At 70.9% G+C, this 18,133-nt stretch carries 19 protein-coding genes; 12 read left to right on the plus strand and 7 right to left on the minus strand.

The window, feature by feature from the left end:
* Positions 1 to 1,100: 1,100 nt before the first annotated feature.
* Positions 1,101 to 1,328, plus strand: a complete 228-nt coding sequence (locus tag ACFYZ4_RS36685; RefSeq protein ID WP_351591271.1) for a DUF6480 family protein — start codon at positions 1,101 to 1,103, stop codon at positions 1,326 to 1,328.
* Between the two features lie 109 nt (positions 1,329 to 1,437).
* Here the strand turns inward: ACFYZ4_RS36685 and ACFYZ4_RS36690 are convergent, their stop codons facing one another.
* The 3 genes from ACFYZ4_RS36690 to ACFYZ4_RS36700 all read right to left on the minus strand — a co-directional run bounded on the left by ACFYZ4_RS36690 (position 1,438) and on the right by ACFYZ4_RS36700 (position 4,256).
* Positions 1,438 to 2,247, minus strand: a complete 810-nt coding sequence (locus tag ACFYZ4_RS36690) for a hypothetical protein (RefSeq protein WP_390786018.1) — start codon at positions 2,245 to 2,247, stop codon at positions 1,438 to 1,440.
* A gap of 720 nt (positions 2,248 to 2,967) precedes the next feature.
* Positions 2,968 to 3,402 (minus strand): pyridoxamine 5'-phosphate oxidase family protein, encoded by a 435-nt coding sequence (locus ACFYZ4_RS36695; protein WP_390786019.1) that lies wholly within the window; start codon positions 3,400 to 3,402, stop codon positions 2,968 to 2,970.
* A gap of 386 nt (positions 3,403 to 3,788) precedes the next feature.
* On the minus strand, positions 3,789 to 4,256 hold the full coding sequence (locus ACFYZ4_RS36700) for a hypothetical protein (RefSeq protein ID WP_384351029.1): 468 nt from the start codon (positions 4,254 to 4,256) through the stop codon (positions 3,789 to 3,791).
* Between the two features lie 176 nt (positions 4,257 to 4,432).
* Here ACFYZ4_RS36700 and ACFYZ4_RS36705 point away from each other — a divergent pair, with 176 nt between their 5' ends.
* A complete protein-coding gene (locus ACFYZ4_RS36705; protein ID WP_390786020.1) occupies positions 4,433 to 5,473 on the plus strand; it encodes an SPFH domain-containing protein in 1,041 nt (346 codons plus the stop codon).
* Entirely contained in the window at positions 5,470 to 6,369 is a 900-nt protein-coding gene (locus tag ACFYZ4_RS36710) for a hypothetical protein (protein WP_351289354.1), read from the plus strand. The genes ACFYZ4_RS36705 and ACFYZ4_RS36710 overlap by 4 nt, the downstream gene beginning before the upstream one ends.
* A gap of 53 nt (positions 6,370 to 6,422) precedes the next feature.
* Here ACFYZ4_RS36710 and ACFYZ4_RS36715 read toward each other — a convergent pair whose 3' ends face one another.
* A complete protein-coding gene (locus ACFYZ4_RS36715) occupies positions 6,423 to 6,683 on the minus strand; it encodes a hypothetical protein (protein WP_390786021.1) in 261 nt (86 codons plus the stop codon).
* A 781-nt stretch (positions 6,684 to 7,464) separates the two neighbouring features.
* Here ACFYZ4_RS36715 and ACFYZ4_RS36720 point away from each other — a divergent pair.
* From ACFYZ4_RS36720 to ACFYZ4_RS36730, 3 genes are all read left to right on the plus strand, one after another.
* Positions 7,465 to 8,169, plus strand: coding sequence for a hypothetical protein (locus tag ACFYZ4_RS36720; RefSeq protein ID WP_384351014.1), 705 nt, complete (start codon positions 7,465 to 7,467; stop codon positions 8,167 to 8,169).
* A gap of 90 nt (positions 8,170 to 8,259) precedes the next feature.
* Positions 8,260 to 8,730, plus strand: a complete 471-nt coding sequence (locus tag ACFYZ4_RS36725; RefSeq protein WP_390786022.1) for a hypothetical protein — start codon at positions 8,260 to 8,262, stop codon at positions 8,728 to 8,730.
* Between the two features lie 124 nt (positions 8,731 to 8,854).
* The gene (locus ACFYZ4_RS36730; protein ID WP_390786023.1) at positions 8,855 to 9,535 is read left to right on the plus strand and encodes a 2-phosphosulfolactate phosphatase; all 681 of its coding nucleotides are present in this window, start codon (positions 8,855 to 8,857) and stop codon (positions 9,533 to 9,535) included.
* A gap of 185 nt (positions 9,536 to 9,720) precedes the next feature.
* Here the strand turns inward: ACFYZ4_RS36730 and ACFYZ4_RS36735 are convergent, their stop codons facing one another.
* Together ACFYZ4_RS36735 and ACFYZ4_RS36740 are read right to left on the minus strand one after the other, a co-directional pair.
* Positions 9,721 to 9,960 (minus strand): hypothetical protein, encoded by a 240-nt coding sequence (locus ACFYZ4_RS36735; protein ID WP_390786024.1) that lies wholly within the window; start codon positions 9,958 to 9,960, stop codon positions 9,721 to 9,723.
* Positions 9,961 to 10,262: 302 nt separating this feature from the next.
* The gene (locus tag ACFYZ4_RS36740) at positions 10,263 to 11,207 is read right to left on the minus strand and encodes a LysR family transcriptional regulator (protein WP_390786025.1); all 945 of its coding nucleotides are present in this window, start codon (positions 11,205 to 11,207) and stop codon (positions 10,263 to 10,265) included.
* 120 nt (positions 11,208 to 11,327) lie between these two features.
* On the opposite strand from ACFYZ4_RS36740, the gene ACFYZ4_RS36745 reads away from it, so the two are divergent.
* The 3 genes from ACFYZ4_RS36745 to ACFYZ4_RS36755 all read left to right on the plus strand — a co-directional run bounded on the left by ACFYZ4_RS36745 (position 11,328) and on the right by ACFYZ4_RS36755 (position 13,472).
* Positions 11,328 to 12,140: an inositol monophosphatase family protein gene (locus tag ACFYZ4_RS36745; RefSeq protein ID WP_390786026.1), complete on the plus strand. Its 813-nt coding sequence runs from the start codon at positions 11,328 to 11,330 to the stop codon at positions 12,138 to 12,140.
* Between the two features lie 44 nt (positions 12,141 to 12,184).
* Positions 12,185 to 12,829, plus strand: a complete 645-nt coding sequence (locus ACFYZ4_RS36750; protein ID WP_390786027.1) for an NADPH-dependent F420 reductase — start codon at positions 12,185 to 12,187, stop codon at positions 12,827 to 12,829.
* A gap of 304 nt (positions 12,830 to 13,133) precedes the next feature.
* Positions 13,134 to 13,472: a peptidase inhibitor family I36 protein gene (locus ACFYZ4_RS36755; protein ID WP_351289368.1), complete on the plus strand. Its 339-nt coding sequence runs from the start codon at positions 13,134 to 13,136 to the stop codon at positions 13,470 to 13,472.
* A gap of 311 nt (positions 13,473 to 13,783) precedes the next feature.
* Here ACFYZ4_RS36755 and ACFYZ4_RS36760 read toward each other — a convergent pair whose 3' ends face one another.
* Entirely contained in the window at positions 13,784 to 14,395 is a 612-nt protein-coding gene (locus ACFYZ4_RS36760; RefSeq protein WP_390786028.1) for a helix-turn-helix domain-containing protein, read from the minus strand.
* A 156-nt stretch (positions 14,396 to 14,551) separates the two neighbouring features.
* Between ACFYZ4_RS36760 and ACFYZ4_RS36765 the strand changes: the two genes are divergently transcribed.
* The 3 genes from ACFYZ4_RS36765 (at position 14,552) to ACFYZ4_RS36775 (ending at position 18,023) form a co-directional block, all read left to right on the plus strand.
* Positions 14,552 to 15,538, plus strand: coding sequence for an alpha/beta fold hydrolase (locus ACFYZ4_RS36765; protein WP_390786029.1), 987 nt, complete (start codon positions 14,552 to 14,554; stop codon positions 15,536 to 15,538).
* A gap of 213 nt (positions 15,539 to 15,751) precedes the next feature.
* Positions 15,752 to 16,276 carry a hypothetical protein gene (locus ACFYZ4_RS36770; protein ID WP_351289374.1) on the plus strand — a complete coding sequence of 175 codons (525 nt, stop codon included), beginning with the start codon at positions 15,752 to 15,754 and terminating at the stop codon, positions 16,274 to 16,276.
* A gap of 310 nt (positions 16,277 to 16,586) precedes the next feature.
* Entirely contained in the window at positions 16,587 to 18,023 is a 1,437-nt protein-coding gene (locus ACFYZ4_RS36775; protein WP_390786030.1) for a carotenoid oxygenase family protein, read from the plus strand.
* Positions 18,024 to 18,133: the final 110 nt, after the last annotated feature.

The following is an 18,133-nucleotide window of genomic DNA, read 5'->3' on the forward strand; positions in this document are numbered from 1 at the left end:
ATACTTCTTGGTCCGAGTGCGCGGCGGGCGTACCGCGATCCTGGGGCCCGGATCCCGGCGGGGCGGACGACCTTGTGGTCTCCGTGCTCCCCGCCCGTGGTTCCGATCCCTCCGTCGATGCAACCGCGCCGACAGGACCGGCTGTTCCCGGCCAGACCACTCGGTCTTCCAGAACGTACGCGTGGGACTCCTCGAAGGGGAAATGACGACCCGGATCCGTCACTACGCGACGCAGGAATACCAGCCGACGGGCGCGGTGTAGCCGAACCACGCCCGGGTCTCCAGAGGGTTGACGTCGAGCTCGGCCGCGACGGCCTTGGCCGTCTCGGGGGGAGTGGCAACATCCTTCGGCCGCCGGGGTAGCGGGCGTTCGCCTACCTCGGCGCGGGGCGTGGATGGCCTCGCTCAGATCGGCACTGGGCTGTCCCGGGCGCGCGTGTACGTACGGGACCTCGACGGCGTCGGGCCGGAACGACGCCTGGTGCTGTGCCTGCGAGGAGCTCCCCGGGCCGTGCGGGCCACTCGGCCGGGCTGCCCACCCTCGGCTCGAGTGCCAGAGCCCGCCCGCACATGGGCTGCTGTGCGAGGGCGGTGGGACCGGTTTGCCGCCGGGGAAGATGCCGACGTCGGAGGGTTGAGGAGGTTCGGGGACTGACCGGGTCGTGCCGCGCCGGAGCCGGGCCACCTCGTGCGACTCCACCCGGAACGCGCCCGGCCGGGCCCGGATGCTTGGGAGCCACCGCAGTCGTCTGCCGGTCCTGGAGCGGTGCCACGCCGCGGGCCGGTGAGGACGAACTGCCCGTGGTCGACGAGGCCCTGGCCGGGGCCGGGGCCGTGACCGCGCAGGGCGCACCAGGCGTACGGGTGCTGGGCCTGCGGCGGGACACGCGCCGGAGCGGCCGGGGGAGGTCGCGGAGGCGTGTCTGTGGGGGCGGCGGACGCCCCCGCTGAGCCCGCCCGGCGCCGCAGTCGCGGTGGTGGGATCCTGGTCTGACCGGGCGGTCCCGAGGAGCGGGCCGCCAGGCGGCGGGGAGGCGCCGGACAGCCCCGGCCGACCTGCCGGAAGGGCGGGCCCGGCCTTCGTGGTGAGGAGGTAGACGATGTCCGCACATGTTCCAGACCCGAGGCCGCGGATCACGCCCCGACCGCCAGGTGGCGGCGTACCACCGGGCGAGACTCCTCCCTGCGAGTCGAGTACCGGCTCCGGCGCGGGTCCCTACCGCCCCCTCACCCGCGGCTGGGCCATGGGCCCTCTCGTGCTGATCTGCCTGCTGGCCCTGGTCTGCGCCCTCTTCTTCCTCGCCTACGCCATCGTGCTGGACCTCTGAGCGGTACCGACGCGGCCGGCACAGCCGGATCCGCCCGGCTGCCGCGGCCACACGAGCGCAGGCAAGTGGTCGTGCGCCCCGTCCCGCGACCTCGGATGGGCTGACGGTGTCAGAAGCCGCCGAGGCCAGGCCCTTCGTGGATGTCCGGGCTGCTCTCCACGGGCGGGGAGTACCCGGAGTAGGGGTCCGTGAACAGCGGGTGGTCTCCTGTGTTGTAGAGCGCTATGCGGGCGAACCGTCGATGTGCCTCTTCGTCCAGTACGAGACCGGGCGGCAGCGCGGGAAGGGTGCCGGATTCGCTGCCGACGGCCTTCCGCATCCGTTCACCGCGCCGTGACGCCCCGGTCCAGCGTTCCGGAGTGGCCAGCAGGACGGCGCCGCCTGGGGCGAGCAGACAGACGGCGATGCCGAAGGGGAGGAACGATCGGGTGCCGAACCCCGTCATCAGGCCGAGGACCGCGATGATCCCCATGACGGAGCTCAGTACGTATCGGGAGAGCTCGCTGCCGCTGCGGGTGACCAGGCCTGCCTCCCGCACGGTACGGGCGACCTCGTCCAGCCCTTCCGGCCTGCTCACCCTGCCGTACAGCAGGCTGTAGCCCGTGTAGAGCGCCCCTGGCTCCAGCTCATCCAGCACTGCCGCCTGCAGGGCATCCACGTTCTTGCGCTCGACGGGGACCCGCAGATGGTGGTGGCCGACCCGTTCCAGGGCGCCGCTGATGGCCATGCCCTCCACCAGTGTTTTCCTCAGGTGGTGCGCGGCGCCGCTCTGCAAGGCGGCCACCTCGTAGAGCGTGAGCGGTCCGTCCGGTTCCCGTGCCTTCCGGACCGGGGGGTTCTGGGCCCACATCCAGAACACCAGCCGGTACAGGCACGAGGCGGCCATCACCGCCGTGCAGACGAGCCACAATCCCCGCATCGCTCCCCCTCGCCTACCGGAAGAGTCCTCCGGCACCCCTCCACGCGGTCTACCCGGCCGCCATGACCATCACGCTGCCGGGAATGGGCGAGCCGGGGCTCCGGCTGACGAAGCCGCCCTGGTGTGGGTGGCCGGTACCGCGCGGTTGCGCCTTGTCCCGCTGAGCCTCACCAACCTCCACGCGCACGTCGACGTCGGCGTTGGTGTCACCGTTGTCCGGCCCTCCTCCGGGCGCGGCGTGGTCGCCCTGTTCTGACCGCGTTGCGTACGTCGGGGGCGCCCTCGAGGGGTGGGTGCCCGGGATGCTCGGTGTCCACGTCCACCGGTCGATGTCCGGGCCGAGCTGGCTGCCGTCCGCGCAGGGTTTTCGGCGGGTGGGAACATTCCGGCTTGGTTGACCGTTCATTCGTGTGTGGGGTGCGGGAAGGGACTGTGTCCCCGGGCCTGTCCCATGCCTGTGGGGAAGATCGTTCGGCTGAAGCCCCTCAGAGCCTTCCGCCGCGAGGCGACCGCCCCTCCCGCCCCCACACCTTGACCGCCCCGCCCGGCATCCCCCCCGCCAGGTTGGGGCGCGGTCCCGACCGGCCCTCCCCCCCCGGGCTGGTCGGGGCCCCTTCTACTCCTCTTACGCGGGCAGTGGACGTCTCCTGCACCGCACGGTGCACGGTGCCTCCGCAGCCTCGGGGAGGCGACGTCGGGCAGCCCGTGGGGCGGGCGTTCTCAGAGGTTGCCGAGGTCCGAACTCACCCACCGCTGCGGCCGCATCTGGATCACGAGCTGCTCCCCGTGTTCCTTCCAGGCGAAGTCGACGTAGCCCTCGACCTTCTCCGCCGGCAGGTAGCGGGCGGAGATTTCCACCAGCTGATCGCGCGTGGCGGGAACGGTGGAGGTGACCGGTCCCTCGACCGACACGTACCGGATCGTGGGCGCCAGACGGTCCACCATCAGGGTGAACCGGCCTGCGGCCCGGATCAGATCGGCCTTGCGCGAGTCCCGCCCGGTCATGATCCAGATGTCGCCGCCGGGTGCGTACTGGTACCAGATGGGGACCGCGAGCGGCGCGCGGTCACCTTCCACTCCTCCCGCGTTTACCGCGAGCGCGGCGACGTGGGGCTCGGCGAGGAACTGCTCACGTTCGGTACGGGACAGGGCCACGGCACACTCCTTCGACAGTCGGATCCCTCTGAAGAGATCCCTTCCCCAAGACCCTGCCCCGCTGCGCGCCCATTCCCCGCCTGGCCCCTCGTAGCCCTCCCATCACACTCCTATCGCCCACCCACGGACAGCAGGCTGCGCCTGCCAAGAGTGCGGGCGACCAGCGATGACGGCGGCTGCGCCCCCACCCCCCGGAAGCGGACGCCGTCGGGCGTGGACGGATCGCGTGAAGGCGGGCCGGTGGGCCGTGGCGCTCTCACCGCCTCTGCCGGGCGGCCGTGTCAGGCCGAGGTCGGGCCGCTGGTGCGGCTCTCGCAATAGAGGCGTAGCGGCATGCCGCCGTCGGGGGTAGCCGGAGCGAAGGCGATCGGCTGAGTCGCGGAGGTTCAGATGTGGGCTCGGATCTGTTGCACCGGATGGCCCAGTCGGTCCCCCAGAGCCGTCAGTTCGTCCTCGCTGAACCAGAGGCGTTCGGGGTTCCAGACGGCGATCTCGAAACGGGCGAAACCGCACGGCCAGTCGTAGTCCAGCACGTCCAACGTGGTCGATCCTCCACAGCAAGGGACCTCGACGGCGAGCGTGGTGAACCCGTCGTCGCAGTGAGCCTCAAGGAGGTCGCCCCACCACTCCGTGTCGATGGCCGCCTGACACAGGGGGCAACCGATCCTCTCCAGGTTCTCCCCGCAGTCGACGGCGGTCACCACGTCGTGCCACGTCACGTCGATCTCCACGTCCACGCCGCCGGCAACTCCGGGCGTCAGGTCCTCGACGAGCGCGACGACGCGATCCACCGCATCGCGATCCGGTTGCCACTGCGGATCACTCGGAATGATCGACAGGACGTCATCGCTCATGTCTTCCCCACCTCGTCAGGCCGCTGACCACGGAAATGTCGCGCCGCGATGTTATCGATCCGTTCGAGCGGCTTCCGTTGTTGCCCGGGCAGTGCCCCGGAAGCCCCCTTTTCGTCCCCTTGACGATATGGACGCTTCTCGTTATCGTCGCATTGACGAAATGAAGGGGGTCCGTCATGGCCGACATCACCCGGCGCCTCGGCTGGCGCCATCTGCGCTCCGCGCACACCGCCCACATCCGCCACCACAAGCGCGGCCGACTCGTTCACGACGGGCGGGGGCTCAGTTTCTGGTACCGGTCGCTGTCGGCGGCGCTTTCCGAAGTGCCGGTCGACGACCGGGAGCTGGCCATGGCGTTCCACGCCCGTACGTCCGACTTCCAGGACGTCGCGGTACAGGCCACCGTCACCTACCGGATCAGCGACCCGGCCGAAGCCGCGGACCGCCTCGACTTCTCCGTCGACCCGGACACCGGGAGCTGGCGCGGCGCGCCCTTGGAACAGATCGCCACCCTCCTCACCGAGACCGCCCAGCAGCACACGCTCGACGTACTGGCCCGGACTCCGCTGGCCGTCGCCTTGGTGGACGGCGTCGCCTCCGTGCGGGAGAGCGTCGCCGCCGGTCTCGCCGCCGAGCCCAGGCTCCCGGCCACCGGCATCGAGGTGGTGGCCGTGCGGGTCGTGGCGATCCGCCCCGAGGCCGAGGTGGAGCGCGCCCTGCGCACGCCGGCCCGCGAGCAGATCCAGCAGGAGGCGGACCGGGCCACCTATGAACGGCGGGCCGTCGCCGTCGAGCGCGAACGCGCCATCGCCGAGAACGAGCTGGCCAGTCAGATCGAACTGGCGCGACGCGAAGAGCAGTTGATCGACCAGCGCGGCACCAACGCCCGCCGCGAGGCCGAGGAGAAGGCGGCGGCGGACGGCATCCGGACCGAGACCGAGGCGGCGCGCAAGGTCCGCCTGGCCCACGCGGACGCCGAGGCGGCGCGCGAGACGGGCGCGGCCCGCGCCGAGGTTCAGGCTGCCTGGCTGCGCGTACACGACGAAGCCGGACCGGGCACGCTGCACGCCCTGGCGGCGACCCGGCTGGCGGAGAACCTGCCGCGGATCGAGAGCATCACGCTCTCTCCCGACGTCCTCACCGGGCTCCTCACCAGGCTCGGACGTCCGGAAGGCGGCACCAGGCTCGAACGTCCGGAAGGCGGCGCGGGCACGTGAGCCTGGCCCCGCGGGCGGTGATCGTGCACCGCAGGACCGAGTACGACGAACTGCTCGCCCGGCACGGGACGCACGGGCAGGCCGCGTTCTTCCTTTCCAGCCGGGGGCGGTCGATCGACGAGGTGGTCCGTCGCCACGAACGCACGCGGCAGGCGCTGCGGGAAGTGGCGGCGGCGGTGCCGCTCACCTGGCGCAGCTCCCGCGTGGAGCGGGCGGACCTGGACCGCTTCCTGTTCGCCCCGGAGGACGTGGTGGTCGTGGTCGGCCAGGACGGCCTGGTCGCGAACACCGCGAAGTACCTGCGTGGACAGCCCGTGGTGGGCATCGACACCGACCCGGGGCGCAACCCGGGGGTCCTGGTCCGTCACCGCTGCGCCGACGCGGCCGCGCTGCTGCGCGCGGCGACCGCCGCTGGGGACCGGGCAGAGGCGCTGACCATGGTCGAGGCCGTCGCCGACGACACCCAGCGCCTTCTCGCGCTGAACGAGATCTACCTGGGCTCACCCGGCCACCAGACGGCCCGCTACCGCCTCAGCTCCGACGACGAGAAGGGCCCGGGCGAGGCCCAGGCATCCTCCGGGGTGCTGGTGGGCACCGGCACGGGCGCCACCGGCTGGCTGCGTTCCCTGTGGCTGGAGCGCGGCAGCCACGCGGGGCTGCCCGCACCCTGCGACCGGCGGCTCCTGTGGTTCGTACGCGAGGCCTGGCCGTCCCCCACGACAGGGACGACGAAAGTCGCCGGCGAGCTGGGGCGGGGGCAGGGACTGCAGCTGACCGTGGAGTCGGACCGGATCGTGGTCTTCGGCGACGGAATGGAGAGCGACGCCCTGGAGCTGACGTGGGGCCAGAGCGTACGGCTGGGCATCGCGGGAACGTCGCTGCACCTGGTGACGTGAGCGGCTTGCCCGACAGGCTGTCGCCGCCGCAGGGCCACTGGAGGGGGACGACCTCAGCGGTAGTCGAAGGCCTTCGTGCAGTGGTTGAGCGAACGGATGCAGTAGACCTTCTGGCCTTGGTGTCCATAGCCGAAATAGACGGTGTGTTCCCTCACCGGGGGCTTGCCGGGATTGGCGGGATCCCAGGCCTGGGGCGCAGCAGGAAGGTTTTCGGGGAGGGCGGCGGCGGTGGCGGAGGTCATGGACAAGCCGCCGAGTGCCACCGCCGCCACGGCGGTGAGGGGGACGAGGTAGCGGATGCGGTGGGAGATCATGGCGGCGGTCCTTCCAGGGGCCGGCTGTGGGGCCGGCTGCGGGGTGGCGTTGTCCGCCCGCCCGAGCCGTTGTCGGTACCTCCATTAGCTCTGGCCCGGCGGGCCGAGGCACGGCCCGGGAAGTCGGGGCTTGACGGCCGTGTGGAGGCGTGATTGCGGATGCGAGCCGGGGCGCGGCGCGGCCGGCGGCCGGGCTCCCGGAGGGGCTTCCGCTGACGGACCGGAAGCCCGCAATCCCGCTCCCGCTGCCGCATGAGGCCGTGAGGCATACGGGGAACGGTGGCGCGCCTGCGACTGGGCGGTTTCCGTCCGCGTGCGGATGGCGCGGCCCGGCTCAGTACCTCCTGGACTGGGACACGATCGGCGACCAACCCCGATACGAAGCGGGCGTCGACCTCACCGGACCGGTCGCGGACTGGCCCGCGCACCCGTCCGTCGCCCGCGATCCCACCGTGCCGCTGCCGCTGCCGCTGCCGCCGGCCGCGCTACGCACCGCCGGTGTCGGCGTGCGATGGGGTGATGCGGAGCGTGTCGGCCGCGGGCCTTGATCACCCCGGTCTACGGTGGATCCGAGGTCCGGCGTTGCGCCGCCCCGGACAGAGAGGGTCCCAGGCGTGGTCGTCGAGTCCGTCGGGGCAGCCGCCTCGTACGCCTTCACCCGCGAGGAGCGGCACATGAACCCGACATCAAGGACGACCGGAACCATCCGCAACGCCGACACCGTCTGACCCCGACGGCACATGCGATCTGAGCTGCCATCGAGCCCGGGAAGCAGGCGGCCGTGACCGGCCAGAACCCCACCGAAACGGACCGTACGAGCCCACGCGAGCCGGGGCCGAGATCTGCTGTCCGCACCGAGAGCCGCTGGCCGATGGCCGCAGCGGTCGTCGCCTCTGCGGTCCTCACCCTGCTCCTGCCCGACGACCTGCGTCTTGGACCCCGCTGGGCCCTTCCCCTTGCCGAAGCCCTCCTGCTGGTGGCGCTGATCTCGGGAGACCCCGGCCGGATCAGCCGCCGCTCCACTGTCCTGCGCTCAGTGGCGATCGCCCTGGTCGTCGTACTCGCGGGCAGCGCCATCTGGTCGACCGTCCAACTGCTCGACGACCTCATCCACGGCGGGCACGAGACCAACTCCGCCAATGCCCTCCTGCTGGCCGGCGGCAGCGTCTGGTCCTCGACCGTTCTCGCCTTCTCCCTCCTGTACTTCGAGCTCGACAGCGGCGGGCCGGCGGCCCGGGCCCACCACATGCCCCCCACTCCGGCGCTCGCTTTTCCCCAGCAGCTCAGCCCCGAACTGAACGCTTCGCACTGGCGCCCCCACTACATCGACTACCTCTACCTCGCCTACACCAATTCCACCGCGCTGAGCCCCACCGACGTCATGCCACTCGCCCCCTGGGCCAAGAGCGTCATGACCGTCCAGTCCATCCTTTCCCTCATGATCCTGGGACTCGTCGTCGCCAGGGCCGTGAACGTCCTGGCCTGAGATGGCCCGGCTGCGGATCCCCGGGCCGACAGGATGGTGATCGTGCGACGATTCGTTGGCCAACAGAGCCACGAGCGGGGGTGAAGGACGATGGAACACATCAACCTGGATGCGCAGGTCGGCAACCTGTCAGGTGTCATATCCCCTGCTCGGTACCTGGAACGTCTGCCCTCGCTGGCTGACGATCTGCCAGTCGGAGCCCGGGGCTTCGCGACTGCCCCAGAGCACTACGACTTCCACAGCAAGCGGTGTGTGAAGGATCTGGAGGTCCAGTACATCCGCACTGTCGGAGCTGATGACCAGCAGATGGAGATCCGGTTCCGGCACAACTGCTGGAAGCACGACGAGGACCTGATCATCCGCTATGCAGGCGTCTCCAGCTTCGATGCCGGAGGCGTCGAGAACAACAACTGGGCAGACCTGGGGACCGTAATCCTCGATGAGGTCCTGCCCCACCGGAACGGTTGCAGCCACGAGATCGCGTTCTGGAACGGCTCACTCACGGTCGTCTGCCGTGACCTCGTCGCGACCTGGACCGAGGCTGACTGCCCCGACAAGTGAAGGCAAGCCGAGTGGCTGTTCTGAGCCCGTACCCGCGGGTCAATGTCTTGTCTCATGTTGATCTTGCCCGTCATTCGTCTCCGACGTCCGGTGCATCGGGTCGGGCATGCGCGATCATGACGGAATGGACACGCGATTCCTTGGCATAGCCGATCTGTCCGAAGTTCCGTCCGTGGCGGTCGTAGTCGATGTCATGCGGGCTTTCACCGTGGCGGCCTGGGCCTTTGCCCAGGGGGCCGAGCAGATCGTTCTTGCCGAGTCACTGGACGAAGCCCTGGCGCTCAAGGCCGGCCACCCGGATTGGGTGGCGCTCAAAGACGGTCCGCCCGCGCCCGGGTTCGACCTGGTCAACTCGCCGGGCCTGCTGCGGTCCGTTGACCTCCGGGGAAGGACCGTCGTGCAGAAGACCACGGCAGGAACGGTCGGCGCCCTTGCGGTCAAGGACGCGCAGCTGGTGCTGTGCGCCGCCTTCGTGGTGGCGGAGGCAACGGCTCGGCTCTTGCGGACGCGCAAGAGCGACAGCGTCACGTTCGTGGTCACTGGCGAAGACGGGCAGGCCGATGAAGATCTGGCGTGCGCTCAGTACATCGCCCGGAGGGCCACCGAGGCTGGGACGGATGCAGCCGAGTTCGTCCGCCGCGCTGCCGAGTCGCGCGCCGCCGCCGAGCTGGCGGAGGGTGTGCGTCAAGGAGTCCATCCTGACGACGTTGCGCTCTGTCTTGAGGTCGACAGGTTCCCCTTCGCCATGGTGGCGACCTTGGAAGGCTCGCTCATGGTCCTACGTCCGTGCGGCGAATCCGGCTGAGCGACAACACCGCGTGAGCATCAGAGAACGAGAACGCTGCGCGAGAGCAGGACAGTCATCAAGGGTTCTGGGCAAGGGCGGGGCCCAGTTGGCGTTCAAGGAAACGTCAGCGGACGGGTTCGAGCACTGCACTGCACTCCGTCCGGGTGGGGCTCACACCCGTACCAGCGCGTTCACGCCTGGTCTCACCCAGCGTCACCACCCCCGGCTCCGGCCCATGCAGGGCCCACGGGCCGTCGTACCTCACCGGTGCGGGCCATCCAGGGCAGGGCGTCCATGGCGCGAGTCCGGTCGTCCGTGGTGAGATCGGCGACGGCCGCGCGCAGTTCGACGGGGGCGGGTTCATCGGTGAGGCAGAGCCAGCCGATCGCGGCGGCCAACCGGACCTCGGGCGCCTCCATCCGGCCCTGCCACCGCTCTCGCATCCACGCGGTGGTCGGCGGGTGGGGGTGGGCGCGGGTGGCTTCGGCGGTGGCGAGGATCAGGCGGCGCGGACGATCGGGTCCTGCTCGGCGGTGAGACGGGTGCGGAAGGCGGTGCGGACCGCGCGGTCGGGGCCGGCGGCGGTGGCCAGTGCGTAGACGGCGCGGATCCGGATCGCGGGGTGGGGGTCGTCAAGACGTTCCCATCGGCTGTCCGTCCTCGCGGGCCGCAGCCGATCACAAGATGTGTGCCGGAACCCGGGAACGGGAGTCAGGTGCCGCAGGCCTTTCCCCGGGCGTCTCCGTCACTGCCCGCTCTGGTTGGTGAGGGGCTGTTGAGAGGTGGTCGGTGGTGCGAAGAGGGCCTGGACGGTTTCGGTGGCCAGGGTTCTCAGCCAGGTGTGGGCGCGGTCGTCGTCGTAGCGCTGGTGCCACAGCAGGTACAGGGGGACCTCGGGCAATTGGAGTGGTAGCGGCAGCGTGACCAGGCCGAGTTGTTCCCGGGCCGTGCGCGTCACCGCGTCGGGGAGGGTGACGACCAGGCCGGTGTCGAGGGCGAGTTGCAGGGCGAAGGCTGCGGTGGGCCCGGCGGCGACGACGCGTCGTTCGAGGCCGTGCGTGGTCAGGGCGTCGTCGATCGGGTCGCGCAGGCCTCCGCGTCGCGAGACGGTGAGGTGTTCGGCGGCTGCGTAGCGCTCGAGGCTCGGCGCGCCTTCGGTGAGCGGGTGGCCCGGGCGGACGGCGACGATCAGTCGGTCCCTGCCGACGAGGCGGTGGCGGATGTCGGGGAGCGTCGGAGCGGTGGAGCTCGATTCGAGGTCGATCTCACCCCGGCGCAGCTCGGCGTCGTCCGTCCCGGGTTCGGCGGACAGGCGCAGCCGGACGCCGGGGGCCTGGCGGCGGACCGCGCTGATCAGGGCGGTGCCGGAGGCTGCGGTCAGGGCGTCGTGCCAGCGCACGGTGAACACTCGGTCCAGAGCCGCCAGGTCGAGTTCCTGCTGCGCGGAGAGAAGTTGGTGGGCTTCCTGTACGAGGGCGTGGACCTGGGCGCGCATGGCCAGCGCCCGGGTGGTGGGGACCATGCTGCGGCCGGTGCGGACCAGGATCTGGTCGCCGGTGGCCTTGCGGATGCGGCCCAGCGACCGGCTCATCGCCGGTGCGGTGACGTGGAGGCGTGCTGCGGCGCCGGCGACGCTGCCCTCTTCCAGCAGGGCGTCCAGGGCGGTGAGCAGGTTCAAATCCAATTGCATGAGAGTAACTCTACAAGTGACAAGCATGCACTTGTTGTTAATGATCGGGCGGCCTACCTTCGAAGTGCGGGGGCGAGACAACCGCCCCGCCGCTTCTACCGATTCCCCAGGGAGCCCGCCATGAGCACAGCCATGCCTTTCGACGCCGCTACGACGCTCCTGTCCGACGTGACCGCCGCCGTGAAGGTCGCCGGCGTCACGCTGCGCGAGCGCTACACCTCGCACGCCCGGGGCGTGAGTCTGGACGAGGTCGTCGGCGAGATCCACGCCAACGACGACGCCGTACTGGACGTGCTCCGGGAACCGCTGCTGCGGGCCCGGCCGGGGTCGCAGTGGGCCGAGGACGAGCTGGCCGGCGGCGCGCTCCCGTCAGGGGAGTGGTGGGTCGTCGACCCCGCCGAGGGCAACATCAACCACGTCCACGGCCTGGACGACTGGGCCGTCACCGCCACCCTGGTTCGCGACAACCAGCCGGTACTCACCGTCGTCCACCTGCCGCTGACCGGCGACACCTACAGCGCCGTCGCCGGCGGTGGTGCCCGCCTCAACGACCGCCCCCTGAAGGTGTCTGCCAAGACCGACCTGGGCGCCGCCCTCATCGGCACGGGCCAGGCCAAGCCCGGCGAGGACGAGCGCACCTTCCGGCGTATCGGTGACTCCGTCACTGCCATGCTCATCAACGGCCTGGTCGTGCGCGTGTCCGTTCCCGCCACGATGCAGCTCATCCACGTCGCCGCCGGACGCATGGACGCGTTCTGGCAGTTCTCCGACGTCCGCTCCGGCCTGGTCGCCGGCGCCCTGCTGGTCTCCGAGGCCGGCGGCACCGTCACCGACCTGGCGGGCGAGCCCTGGAACACCGGTAGCCGCGACTTCCTGGCCGCCGCCCCCGGCATCCACGCCGCCGCCCTCAAGGTCCTCTCGCCGATCGCCTGACCGGACGTTTCCGTTCTTCCCCATACCGCAAGGAGCATCACCGCATGACCAACATCGGCATCCTGGGCGCCGGCCGCGTCGGAACCAACCTCGCCGGCAAACTCTCCGCAGCCGGACACCACGTCACCCTTGGCAGCCGGAACCCCGAAGGCACCGCCGCCCGCACCACCGGACTGGCCCCGCGGATCGCCTTGGCCGACCAGCGGACCACCGCCCGCACCACGGACATCGTGATCAACGCGACGCCCGGCGACAGCTCCCTGGACCGCCTCACCGACCTGCGCACCGAGCTCGGCGGCAAGATCCTCATCGACGTCTCCAACGCCACCCGCGACGCCGCTGACGGCTTGCCCGGCGACCTGTGCTACCCCGGCAGCAGCCTCGCCGAGAAGCTCCAGGCCGCGCTCCCCGACACCCATGTGGTCAAGACCCTCAACACCATGCTCTTCATGGTCATGACCGCCCCCGAAACCCTGGCCACCCCACCGACCGCCTACCTCTCGGGCGACGACGAACACGCGAAGAAGACCGTCGCCGGCCTGCTCGGCGACCTGGGCTGGCAGCCCGAACTGATCGAGGACCTCGGCGACATCACCACAGCCCGCGCCACCGAAGCCATGATCCTGACCGTGCCCCACATCCTGCGCCGGCACGGCTTCAAGCCCTTCGCCGTCTCCCTCGCCCGCTGACCCACCAAGACCGGGTCCAGACCAAAACCAGGCATCAGGTACCAGGCATCAGGTTCGCCCGAACAGTTCCTGTGCCTGAGGTGCCACGGCCCCGTCCTGTCACCACCCTGCTGCTGTCACTCCTGAGTGCCGTTTTATACAAGACCGGCCCTGGGACACGCCCCCAGACTCATGCCGAGTTCCACCAACCGCGTCTTCTCCTCCGGGCTGTTGTCTCGTGAGCCGGCCGGTCGAGTCAGTAGGCGCACCTCCACGTCAAAGGGGATGGGATACAAGCATGCGTATGACGAGGACTCTTGCAGGAATGGTCGGCGGTATCGCGCTGACTGGCGGTTTGCTGGTCGGGGGCGCGGGAACTGCCAGTGCGGCGGCGTCGGACTGCCCCTCGGGCTACTTCTGCGTCTGGTCCGGATCGAACTACACCGGCCAGAGGCAGCAGGTCGCCGGGACCAACGCCAGCCTGACGCAGTACGCGGTGTTCCAGAACTTCAAGTCCTGGTACAACCATGGCGCTTCCTGTGATTTCAAGGCGTATTCGGGAACCAACTACTCCGGCGACAGCAGGATCGTCGCCAGGGGAGCCAAGGGCTCCGGCAGCCAGAGCTACTACTTCAAGTCCAACAACTGGGTCAACTGCCGCTGACCGGCCCATGCGCAAGGCCGGCGCTCGCTTGCCAGGGGCGCCGGCCTCCATGAGTTGGTGGTGCACCCGGTCGCTGACGCCGGGGACTGCGCGCCCACGCCCGCCGGCCCGGCACCCCGCCGATCATCCCTTCATCGGGCGGGATTCGACAAGGCGCTCGGCGTCGGGTGCTGGTACGAAGGTCGTTGCAGTCCTGCGGCCGGGTCGCAGGTCAACGATCGAGGCATGGGCAGCCGAAGACGCCTGGTGGCCTGCGGCCGCTGTGCGACGCTGAGCGGCACAGGGTCGGGTTCGGTCACGGGGGCTGCGGGCTACCGGGCCCCGCGACCGGGGGCCGGCTTGGTCCGCGGCCTCAGACGTTCGCCCTGCGGCCCGAACAAGATCAGGTACTCGACCGGCCCGCCGGGGCCGGCGTTCGCCACCCCGTGCGGAATGCGGGTGTCGAACTCGGCGACGTCCCCGGCGGCCAGGACAAGATCCTGGGTGCCCAGCGCGAGCCACAGCCGCCCGTACAGGACGCACAGCCACTCGTAGCCCTCGTGGGAGACCTGCCGGGGCCGCGCGGGCGGATCCTCGACGGCGGGCAGTACGTGCTTGTGGGCGTGCAAGCCGCCGACGTACCGGGTGAGCGGCAGCACCGCCTTGTCGTCGCCGAAGCTCAGCGGCGCCGAGGTGCGCGGCTCAGTCACCGGGGCGGGTGCGGTGCCGGCCAGTTCGTCCAGGGAGACGCCGTACGCCTTCGTCAGCTGCAGCACCACCTCCAGGGTGGGCTTGCGGCGGCCGGTCTCGATCCGCGACAGCGTGCTCGACGAGATGCCGGTCGCACGGCTGATAGCGGCGAGCGTGGCGCCGTGCCGCTCGCGCGCGGCCCGCAGCCTGGGCCCCATCGCCGCCAGCGCGCCGTCCGGGTCGTCGCCTGTCACCGTTGCAGCTCCTTCCCTCCGCACCGCTCCACCGCCCTGCCCTGCATTGCCCTGCCCTGCGAGTTTGCCAGAATGGCAACGCTCATCGCGCCGGGCGGCTGCCGCGCCGCATGATCGACGGGTACCCGCGCCTGCCAGCGAACCGAGGAGAAACCCATGCAGTCCGAGCCGGCCGCCGAGCTCCGCCACCGTACCGTCGAGACCCCGGCCGGGCGCCTGCACCTGGTCGAGCAGGGCACCGGCCCGCTGGTCCTGCTCGTGCACGGCTTCCCCGAGTCCTGGTACTCCTGGCGCCACCAGCTTCCGGCCCTGGCCGCCGCCGGCTACCGGGCGGTGGCGATCGACGTACGCGGCTACGGCCGCTCCTCCAAGCCCGCCGCGATCGACGCCTACCGGATGCTCGACCTGGTGGCGGACAACGTCGCCGCGGTGCGCGCCCTCGGCGAGGAGAGCGCGGTGGTCGTCGGCCACGACTGGGGATCCAACATCGCCGCCTCCTCCGCCCTGCTCCACCCGGAGGTCTTCCGCGCCGTCGGCCTGCTGAGCGTCCCCTACGCGCCGCCGGGCGGCCCCCGCCCCACCGACATCTTCGGCCAGATCGGCGGCCCTGAGCAGGAGTTCTACGTCTCCTACTTCCAGGAGCCCGGCCGCGCCGAGGCGGAGATCGAGCCCGACGTCCGCGGCTGGCTCGCCGGCTTCTATGCGGCGCTGTCCGCCGACACCATGCCCGCCCAGGGCGAGCCCGACCCGCACTTCGTCGCCCACGGCGGCCGGCTGCGCGACCGCTTCCCCACGGGCAGGCTCCCCGCCTGGCTGAGCGAGGGCGACCTCGGCGTCTACGCCGCGGAGTTCGAGCGCACCGGCCTGACCGGCGCCCTCAACCGCTACCGCAACATGGACCGTGACTGGGAGGACCTCGCCCCCCACCGCGGAGCCCCGATCAAGCAGCCCTCCCTGTTCATCGGCGGCACCCTGGACGCCTCCACCACCTGGATGGCCGACGCCATCAACGCCTACCCCGCCACCCTCCCCGCCCTGTCCGCCTCCCACCTGCTGGAAGGCTGCGGCCACTGGATCCAGCAGGAGCGCCCGGACGAGGTCAACCGCCTGCTGACCGACTGGCTCACCGCCCTCCAGGGCTGAACCAAACACGCCGAGCACCCGGCCCCGGACACCCCCTCACACAATGCACAGCCCGAGCTGAGGCCGTGCCGGCCGGTGGGGCCGTGCTGGTGGGCATGGGCTGCCGTGTGGGTGAGGCCGGCCGTGTGGCAGCCGCCGAACAGAGCGGCCGAACAGAATAGTTCTCCACGAACGCAGGATCGGATTCAGGGTGCAAACCCGGAAGGATGCGTCGTGGACAATTCTTTGCTGGCCCAGATCGAAGCAGCCGTCGGCAGGGGGAAGGTCGTCGTCTCGGCAGACGACGACGCGGTCGTGGCCCTCGTACAGGAGACCATCAAGAGCGGCAGAACCGCTTCCTTCTACCTGTCCCGCAAGCAGGCCCGTACCCTCCGGGACCTGCACTGGACACCCGAGCTCGTCAAGAGCTCCCGGCTAGAGCAGGTATCGGAGGAGGAGAAGGCGCGGATCGAGTCCGAGCTGGGGATCGCGGACATCGGCGCCTTCCGGTTCGGCCGCTTCGCGTGCAAGAAGGGCCACGAGTTCGGCGCGTTCGACTTCCTGCAGCACGGAATCCGTGAGCACGGGCTGGACGCGGTGAAGGCGATCTTCGAGCTGAAGAACGTGGCCTTCCTCCGCGTCAACCCGTACTTCGCCGTCAGCTGCGCCACCTGCGACCAGCCGATGGAAGGCGGCATCACGTACGAGGGCGACACCTACGCCGGGTGCTCGTACCCGGACCCGCCGGTCTGCATGTAGCCGGCTCCGGCCTCGACGGCCGCCACCGAGGCCAGAGCTCCTGGCGGCCGTCCCGCCGCTGGACCCGTGCCCCCTCGCGTCCTGTGTTCTGCGGAGCACCGGCTCATCGTCGCTCCGTGGCACGGGCAGCACGGTGCCCCCGGCGGCCAGGAGCCGGGGGCACGGGTCGGCACTGGGCACCAGGCCCCAGGCACTGCTTCTCGGATCAGCTGGCGCCGCACATGCTCCGGCCGACGGCTGGCACCGGCCCGGCCACCGCGTTTCACTGGGAGGAGCCGGTAAGACCGAAGCCGGCACGCCGGGAGGTCCCGTGAATACGCACACGCCGCCGCGCTTCGACCCGACCAGGGTTCCCCACCTGCTGGGCTCGTTCGCGCCGGTGAGCGAGGAGGTCGACGTCGCCGGCCTCGAGGTGACCGGCGAGATCCCGCCGGAGCTGGACGGGCTGTACCTGCGCAACGGACCCAATCCCCGTTTCACCCCGATCGGCTCGTACCTGTACCCCATCGACGGGGACGGCATGGTGCACGGGGTCTGGCTCTCGCAGGGCCGCGCCCGCTACCGCAACCGCTTCGTACGCACCCCAGCGCTGCGGGCCGAGGAACAGGTCGGCCGGGCCCTGTGGGGCGGCGTGGAGTCGATGATCATGCCGGACGCCGACCAGGTCGGGCCCGAACTCGCGGGCACTTTCAGGGACATGCCAGATATCAACGTCGTACGGCACGGCGGGCGGCTGCTGGCGCTCGCCGAGTCCGCGTGCCCCTACCGCATCGGCGCCGGCCTGGAGACGCTCGGCCGCGAGGACTTCAACGGCGCCCTGCCGATGGGCATCACCGCCCATCCCAAGATCGATCCGGTCACCGGCGAGATGGTCGTCTTCTGCTACGGCCTGGAGGCGCCGTACCTGACCTGGTCGGTCATCGGCCGCGATGGTGTGGTCACGCGGGGGCCCACGCCGGTCGACGGCGTGGACGAGCCGATGATGATCCACGACATGGCCCTGACCGAGCGCTACGCGGTGATCGTCCTCGCCCCCGCCTTCTTCGACTTTGCCGCGGCCATGGCGGGCGGCTCGGTCCTCGCCTGGAGGCCCGAGCGCGGGACCCGCGTGGTGCTCGTCCCGCGCGACGGCGGACCGCCGCGCTGGGCCGCCGACGAGGCGTTCTGGCTCTGGCACACGGTGAACGCGTACGACGACGGACCCGGCCCGGATGCCCCGGTGGTCCTGGACTACGTGCAGTGGAGCCGGCTGACCGTAGGCGGAGAACCGGAGCCCGGCGCGGCCCCCGCGAGAGGTGGACTCGTACGGGCGCGCATCGACCCGGTGGCGGGCACCATGGCCCGGACCCTGCTGGACGACGCCCGGGTGGAGTTCCCCCGCATCGACGACCGACGCATCGGCCGACGCCACCGCTACGCCGCGCTGGCCACCGAGACCGGCCGGACGGACCTGCTGCCCGGCGAGTACGACGCCGTGCGCTTCCACGACACCGAGACCGGCACCGCCCGCGTCTGGGATGCCGGGGACTTGTCCGTCGGGGAGCCGGTCTTCGCACCGGTGCCGGGGCGGGACTCCGAGGAGCAGGGCTACTGGCTGACGTTCGCCACCGACCGCACCGACGGGTCCGCGTGGTTCCTGATCGTCCCGGCGCAGGACCCTGCCTCCGGCCCCGTGGCCCGCGTCCGCATCCCGGTCCGGGTCCCGCTCGGCCTGCACGGCTGCTGGCTGCCGACGGACGGCGGCTGAGCGACGTGGCCCCAGCCGGCCGGAACGGGAGCTGCGCAGTCGGTCGCCTGCCGACGCAGAGCTCCCCGGCTCGTCTGCACCCCCGAGGCGAAGGTGAAGCGCTCCCGGGA

This window comes from Streptomyces sp. NPDC001513, assembly GCF_042894695.1.
Lineage (GTDB): Bacteria > Actinomycetota > Actinomycetes > Streptomycetales > Streptomycetaceae > Streptomyces.

Excerpts from the sequence above, each read along its gene's own strand:
- ACFYZ4_RS36685 (WP_351591271.1), top strand. The coding sequence starts at position 1,101 with ATGTCCGCACATGTTCCAGACCCGAGGCCGCGGATCACGCCCCGACCG.
- ACFYZ4_RS36745 (WP_390786026.1), top strand. The coding sequence starts at position 11,328 with ATGAGCACAGCCATGCCTTTCGACGCCGCTACGACGCTCCTGTCCGAC.
- ACFYZ4_RS36765 (WP_390786029.1), top strand. The coding sequence starts at position 14,552 with ATGCAGTCCGAGCCGGCCGCCGAGCTCCGCCACCGTACCGTCGAGACC.
- ACFYZ4_RS36750 (WP_390786027.1), top strand. The coding sequence starts at position 12,185 with ATGACCAACATCGGCATCCTGGGCGCCGGCCGCGTCGGAACCAACCTC.
- ACFYZ4_RS36700 (WP_384351029.1), bottom strand. The coding sequence starts at position 4,256 with ATGAGCGATGACGTCCTGTCGATCATTCCGAGTGATCCGCAGTGGCAA.
- ACFYZ4_RS36730 (WP_390786023.1), top strand. The coding sequence starts at position 8,855 with ATGGACACGCGATTCCTTGGCATAGCCGATCTGTCCGAAGTTCCGTCC.
- ACFYZ4_RS36740 (WP_390786025.1), bottom strand. The coding sequence starts at position 11,207 with ATGCAATTGGATTTGAACCTGCTCACCGCCCTGGACGCCCTGCTGGAA.
- ACFYZ4_RS36705 (WP_390786020.1), top strand. The coding sequence starts at position 4,433 with ATGGCCGACATCACCCGGCGCCTCGGCTGGCGCCATCTGCGCTCCGCG.
- ACFYZ4_RS36725 (WP_390786022.1), top strand. The coding sequence starts at position 8,260 with ATGGAACACATCAACCTGGATGCGCAGGTCGGCAACCTGTCAGGTGTC.
- ACFYZ4_RS36735 (WP_390786024.1), bottom strand. The coding sequence starts at position 9,960 with ATGCGAGAGCGGTGGCAGGGCCGGATGGAGGCGCCCGAGGTCCGGTTG.
- ACFYZ4_RS36715 (WP_390786021.1), bottom strand. The coding sequence starts at position 6,683 with ATGATCTCCCACCGCATCCGCTACCTCGTCCCCCTCACCGCCGTGGCG.
- ACFYZ4_RS36690 (WP_390786018.1), bottom strand. The coding sequence starts at position 2,247 with ATGCGGGGATTGTGGCTCGTCTGCACGGCGGTGATGGCCGCCTCGTGC.
- ACFYZ4_RS36755 (WP_351289368.1), top strand. The coding sequence starts at position 13,134 with ATGGTCGGCGGTATCGCGCTGACTGGCGGTTTGCTGGTCGGGGGCGCG.